The following is a 7,197-nucleotide window of genomic DNA, read 5'->3' as shown; positions in this document are numbered from 1 at the left end:
ATGAACGAACTTGCGCTTCCAGATCGGGCGTAAATCCTGTTGTTTCATCAGCCGACGGACCTTGTGCCGCCCAATGGATACGCCATCGCTACGCAGTGCTTTCATCACCCGACGACTGCCATAACAGTGCTCATTGGTCATGAACGTAGCTTTGACCTGAGCTGCAACCGGACAGACAGCTTTTGGCTTAAAAGACCGCTGACGAGCTTCATAGAACCCCGAACGGCTGATCCGCAAAACCCGGCAGATACGTATTACCGGGTAGGCCTTGCATTGCATTTGGTGAACCAATTGGTGGATCACTTCAATTCGCGGGCAAAGAAGGCCGTAGCTTTTTTTAATATATCGTTGTCAGTCTTCAGCTCGCGGATCTGCTGCTCAAGCTGACGAATACGCTGTTGCTCGCTGGTTAACGGTTTACCAATCCCTGTACCACCTAACTGCTCGGCTTGGTACTGCTGGACCCAGCGGCGCACGGCAGTATCACTCAAGTCTAAATCGGTACAAACGGAGTTCACGCTCAGGCCTTGGTCAACAATCATCTTGCAGACTCTTAGCTTGAAAGCGGCGTCGAATTTTCTGTACTTCTTGGTCATGGAATACTCCTCAATAGGTGTAGTTTCACCTATTGAGGTGTCCGGGACTATTAGACCAGCTCAACCGTAATCGGGGGCAAGCCCCCTCCCACATTGGATACGGGTTACCCCATCGCCTGCGCCAGGCTGCGGATGAACGCGGCGCTGTCGATAATGCCGTCATGGTCAGTCTCGATCATCACCGAACGCTCGATGCGTCCCTGGCTGATCACTGTCGCCATCTGCTGTTCAATCAATTCCCTGAAGCGCCCTGCCCGGCTCATGGACGCCCACCAGCAACTGACTGGCGCCTTGATCGGCTTGAAGTCCGACGCGACCATGCGTTCGCTCAACGCGCGGTCGACGTCCCAGGCAATCTGCGCTTCGTTGCCGTGCAGCAATTGCTCCTTGATGGCGGTAAAGGTTTCGCCCAAGGCCTGCTCAGCCCAGCTCACGAACCCTTGCCATTGACCCATTTCATCCTCGGCATCGCGCTGGCACTGCTCCCAGGCACGCTGTATCGCCTCGGCGAACTCAGGGAACATCACGCCCAGTAACGCCGCGCGGCGCTCGTTGGCCGAAACCTCACGATCTTCCCCCACGTCTACCGCATCCCAGTAAGGCTTGACCCACTGCGGCGGCGCGGCGTCGATCCACCCCACAAACTCCACCTCACGCCCCGCCTGTTCCAGGCCGTGCGCCACTTCCATCGCCAGGTTGCCGCCCAACGACCAACCTGCCAGGCGGAACGCCCCGTGGGGCTGGGCCATCAGCAATTGTGTGGTGTAATCCTCGACCATCACTTGCCAGTGCGGCACCGCAGCGCCCTCCTCGGCCAATGCTCGGCACATCACCCCGAATACCGGGCGCTGCTCGCGCAGTGCCAGGGCAATCGCGGTGTAGCAATGCACCGAGCCAAAGCTTGGGTGGAACAGGAACAACGGCGTGCCTTCGGTCTGCTGGTTGAGCCTGACGATCAACGACGTTCGGTTATCGCCCTGCAAGCAGCTGACCTGCCCGGCCACAGTTGGATTGAGCATCAACTGGCTGACCGACAAATTCACGCCGCTGGCCTTGCGGATGCGCTCCTTGAGCATCAGTACCCGCAACGAATGGCCACCCAGTTCGAAGAAATTGTCGTGCAGCCCCACGCGTTCCACGTCCAGCACCTCGCTCCAGATCGCCGCGACCTGCTGCTCTATTTCGCTGCGGGGTGCCTGGTACTGCCCGGTGCCGTGGGCCTCTGGCTTGGGTAATGCCCTGCGATCCAGCTTGCCGTTCGGGCTCAGCGGCATCTGCGCCAATACCACCCACTGCGCCGGCACCATATAGTCCGGCAACTGCGCGGCCAGGTGCGCAACCAACGCGGCTTTCCAATCGTCCTGCGGCTGTTGCAGCACCAGGTAACCCACCAGGTGGGTGCCGTCGACCGCGAGCACTGCCGCTTCACGGATGCTGCTGTGTTCCAGCAGGCGCGCTTCGATCTCACCCAGCTCGATGCGCAGCCCGCGCAGTTTGACCTGATGGTCGATGCGCCCGGCGTACTCAAGCACGCCATCGTCGCGATAACGTGCCAGGTCGCCGGTGCGATACAGGCGCGTGCCGCTGCCGAACGGATCGGTGACAAAACGCTCGGCGGTCAGCGCGGGACGACGGTGATAACCCCGCGCCAGCCCGACCCCACCCAGATACAACTCACCCAACACACCGACCGGCGCCGGTTCCAGGTTGGCGTCCAGCACATAGCACGAAAGATTGGCGATTGGCCGGCCGATCGGCACGGCGTCGCGGCCCTCTTCGACGCAGGTCCAGTGGGTCACGTCGATTGCCGCTTCGGTGGGGCCATACAAATTGTACAACCCAGCGCCGGGTAGCTTGGCGAAGACCTGCTGCTGGGCGTCGGCGGGCAGCGCTTCGCCACTGCAGACAATGCGTTGCAGGCTGTGGCACGAGGCCACCTCTGCGTCTTGCAGGAAGGCTTGCAGCATGGACGGCACGAAATGCAGCGTGGTGATCTGGTGCGCGTTGATCAGGCTGACCAGCCGCGCCGGGTCACGATGGTCGCCCGGTGCGGCCACCACCAGGCGTGCGCCGGTCATCAATGGCCAGAAGAACTCCCACACCGACACGTCAAAGCTGAACGGCGTTTTCTGCAGCACGCTGTCACGGGCCTCGAGGCCATACGCCTGCTGCATCCAGCACAGCCGGTTGGTCAGTGCACGATGGCGGTTGCCGGCGCCCTTGGGCTGGCCGGTGGAGCCGGAGGTGTAGATCACATAGGCGAGGTTTTCGCCGTGCACGGCGACGTTCGGGTTGTGGACGCTGAAGGCGTCCGGCGAGGCGTCGCCGCTTTCCAGCACCAGGCATTGCACGCCGGCTGGCACCGGCAGTTGCGCCTGCAGATGGGCCTGGGTCAACAGCAGTTGCACAGCGCTGTCCTGCAGCATGTAGGCCAGTCGCTCACGCGGGTATTCCGGGTCCAGCGGCACGTAGGCACCGCCCGCCTTGAGCACCGCCAACAGGCCCACGACCATTTCGATCGAGCGCTCCAGCGCCAGCCCCACCAGTACGTCCGGGCCGACGCCGGCAGCGATCAGGCGATGGGCCAGGCGGTTGGCCCGGGCGTTCAATTCGGCGTAGCTCAAGGTGTGCCCGGCAAACAGCAGCGCCGGGGCCTGCGGCGTGCGATGCACTTGCGCCTCGATCAACTGATGCACCGCTTGATCCAGAGGATATTCCACCGCAGTGGCGTTCCATGTCTGCACCAGCGTTGCGCGCTCGGCGGCGGCCAGGGTTGGCAATGCGCCCAGGGGTTGGGAAGCATCGTCTGCCAATGCCATGAGTAATTGCTGGAAGTGCTCGGCCAGGCGCTGGATGTGCGCTGCGCTGAAGGCCTTGCGGTCGTAGTTGAACTCCACGCCCAGGCTGTCGCCTATCGCCAGCAGGACCGTCAATGGGTAGTGGGTCTGCTCCAGGCTTTGCACCGCGCCAAAGCGCAGCCCCGACGGCGCGCCCTGCTCCAGGGCCTCGGACACCGGGTAGTTTTCGAAGACCAGGATACTGTCGAACAGCGCTTCGCCACCCAGCCCGGCCCAGCGCTGGATCTCGAACAACGGTGTGTGTTCCTGCTCACGCAAGCTCAGGTTCTGCTGCTGGACCTGCTGCAGCCACTGACTGACCGACATCTGTGCATCCGGGGTCGCCACCACCGGCAAGGTGTTGATGAACAGGCCGACCTGCTGTTCAATCCCGCGCAATTGCGCCGGACGCCCTGCCACTGTAGCGCCGAACGCCACGGTGGCGTGCCCGGTGTGGTGCTGCAGCAGCAACAGCCAGGCGCTTTGCACCAAGGTGTTGAGGGTGACTTTGTTGCGCTGGACGAACGCTTTGAGACGCTCGGTCTGCGGCGCGTCAAGACTCAGGCGATGCTCACCGTTAATCGCCAGGGCCGTGTCGTCCTGCACCTGTGCGCCACGCGCCAGGCGCGTAGGTTCCTGCAAGTTGATCAACTGGTCTTTCCAGAACGCCTGGCTGAGTGCCTTGTCCTGGGCGTGCAGCCAGGCAATGTAATCGCGATAACGCCCGGTCGGCACCGGCAATGGTTCACCTGCATAGTGTTGCAGGACTTCGCCAAACAACTGCGAACCGCTCCAGCCGTCCATCAGGATATGGTGATTGGTGTAGATCAAGTGATAGCTCGACCCACCGGTGCGCACTACCGTCAGGCTCAACAGCGGCGCCTGTTCCAGCACAAAGCCCTGGGCCCGCGCCGACTCGGCCAGGCTGTCGAGGGATAAGGCAGCATCGTCGCGCGCTTGCCAGTCCAGCTCGACAAACGGCAGGCGAACCTGCTTGTAGACCACCTGCAAGGGCTGCTCCAGCTCGGCCTGCCAGACAAAACCGCTGCGCAGGATCTCATGACGCTCGACCGCCGCCTGCCACGCTTGGTGGAAGCGCGGTACATCCAGGCCGTGCACGTCGATGCGCATCTGGTTGATGTAGTCACCCGAGCCTTCGCCGTACAGCGACTGGAACAGCATGCCCTGCTGCATCGGTGACAGCGGGTACAGGTCTTCGACCTCGGCGGCGTTCAGCGCCAGGTCATCGAGCTGCTGCTGGGTCAGGTTCGCCAGGGGGAAGTCGGACGGCGTCACGCCCCGGTTGGCCGGCTCGCAGCAGTGGTCGATCAGGGCCTTGAGTTCCCGTGCGTATTCATCGGCCAGTTGCTGGACAGTCGCTTGCGCGAACATCGCCTGGCTGAAACTCCAATTGAGCCTCAACTCGCCGCCATACACCTGGCCGTTGATTTCCAGCCAGTTACCCAACGGCGCCTCCGGGCTTTGCTCGGCACCGCTGGCGTCGCCGGAAGGCGTAAACAGCCCTGGCCGCTCGGCGCTGTCGAAGCTGACGTCGAACTGTCCCAGGTAGTTGAACGTGATGCGCGGGCGTGGCAACGCGGCCAAGGCCTGCCGGGCCTCGGCATCGCCCAGGTAACGCAGGGCGCCAAAGCCCAGGCCCTTGTCGGGGACGGCGCGCAGTTGTTCCTTGATCTGTTTGAGGGAGCTGGCCAGGGTGGTGGCCGGCAGCAATTTCAACGGGTAAAGGCTGGTGAACCATCCGACGGTGCGGGTCAGGTCGATCTCGTCGAACAGGTCTTCGCGGCCGTGGCCTTCGAGCCTGATCAACATCGACTCATCACCGGTCCAGCGCGTGATCACACGGGCCAGGGCGGTCAGCAACAGGTCGTTGATCTGGGTGCGATAGGCACTCGGCGCGTCCTGCAGCAAGCGACGGGTGTAGACCGGGTCCAGCTGCGTACTCACACTCAGCGCCAGGTGGTTGCTCAGGCTGGCCTGCGGGTCGGCGCCCGGCAAGCCGGACGGACTGCCGTGCAGTTGCGCCTGCCACCAGACCAGTTCGTGTTGCAGTGCCTCACTGCGCGCATACGTCTGCAGGCGTTCAGCCCAGGCGCGGGTGGCGCTGGTCTTGGCCGGCAGTTGCACGGCGGCGCCCTGGGCCAGTTGCTGATAGGTGCTTTGCAAATCTTCGAGCAGGATGCGCCAAGACACGCCGTCAACCACCAGGTGATGGATGACCAGCAACAATCGCTGGGACCCGTCGGCCAGTTGCGCCAGCACCGCACGCAACAAGGGCCCCGCCTCCAGGTCGAGGCTGCGCTGGGCTTCTTCGCCCAGGGCGTCAAGTTCCTCGACTGTATTCAAGGTGGTCTGCCACAGCACCTGGTCGGCCTGGTGCAGGTGCGGCCCACGGTACGCCGCACTCCAGCCCGCCGGCCCCTGCACAAATGTGCTGCGCAAGGCATCGTGGTGCACGATCAGCGCCTCAAGCGCGGCCACCAGCAGCGGCACCTGCAAGGGCTGGTGCGGTTGCAGCACCACCGATTGGTTCCAGTGGTGACGCTGGGGGATGTCATCGGCAAAAAACGCCTGCTGCACCGGCAACAGCAGCAGCTCGCCGCTCAGTGCCGACTGATCCAGCAGCACTGCGCCCTCGCCTTCCCGGGCGACTGCCGCCAGGCTCTGCACGGTCTGGTGCTGGAACAGGTCCTTGGGCGAAAAGCGCACGCCGACCTGACGCGCCCGGCTGACCACCTGGATCGACATGATCGAGTCGCCGCCCAGCTCAAAGAAGTTGTCATGCAAGCCCACTTGCGGCAGGCGCAGCACGTCGCACCAGATCGCGGCGATCTTGCGCTCCAGTTCGCTCTGGGGCGCTACATACACCTGCTGCATCAGGCTTACATCCGGCAGCGGCAGGCCCTTGCGGTCGAGCTTGCCGTTGGGGGTCAGCGGCATGCGTTCGAGGAACATCAGGTGGGTAGGCACCATGTAGTCCGGCAAACGGGTTTTCAAGGCGCGACGCAGGGTTTCGCGGCCGTTGGCCTGGGCGACGGCATCGTCGAGCAGGGCCGGATCAAGCGGCACCACGTAGGCCACCAACTGCTTGCCGGTCGGACCTTCCTGGGCCACCACCACGGTTTCGCCGACGCTGTCCTGTTCGCGCAGGCGCGCTTCGATTTCACCCAGTTCGATACGGAAACCACGGATCTTGACCTGATGGTCGACACGCCCCAGGTAGTCCACCACGCCGTCCGGACGCCCACGGGTCAGGTCGCCGCTGCGATACACGCGGCTGCCGGGCTTGCCGAACGGGTCCGGCACAAAGCGTTCGGCGGTCAACGCCGGACGCTCCAGGTAACCCCGGGCCACGCCCTCGCCGCCCAGGTACAACTCACCGGCCACGCCGATGGGTTGCAGGTTGAGCTGCGCGTCCAGCACGTAGCCGCTGCGGTTGCCGAGCAAGGTGCCGATGGGCGCGTAGACGGCGCCGCATGGGTCGCCCTTGCGCGCCTTCCACAGCAGCGGCGTGACCACGGTTTCGGTGGGGCCGTAGCCGTTGAACAGGTAGGTCGGCTTCAGCGCGCGCCAGGCCAGGTCATAGCTGGCCTGGGCCACGGCGTCACCGCCGAAGCAGTACACCCGAACGGCTGGAGGATTGCCGTCGCGCTCGGCGTGTTCGGCCAGTTGCTGCAGGTACACCGGTGGGAACACCGCCATGGTCACGTTGTGGCGGTGCATCTGTTCATAGGTGTATTCCGGCA

General features: G+C 63.6%; 1 protein-coding gene and 1 pseudogene. Both read right to left on the bottom strand.

The window, feature by feature from the left end; all coding sequences use genetic code 11:
- A pseudogene (locus BFP90_RS28050) lies at positions 1-596 on the bottom strand (transposase); the annotation flags it as partial.
- 104 nt (positions 597-700) lie between these two features.
- A partial coding sequence (locus tag BFP90_RS03830) for a non-ribosomal peptide synthetase (RefSeq protein ID WP_141688916.1) occupies positions 701-7,197 on the bottom strand: 6,497 nt, incomplete at its 5' end.

It is taken from the genome of Pseudomonas sp. 24 E 13, assembly GCF_900004715.1.
GTDB classification, from domain to species: domain Bacteria; phylum Pseudomonadota; class Gammaproteobacteria; order Pseudomonadales; family Pseudomonadaceae; genus Aquipseudomonas; species Aquipseudomonas orientalis_A.
The sequence above is the reverse complement of the archived record's forward strand: the minus strand, read 5'-3'. Positions and strand labels throughout refer to the sequence as shown.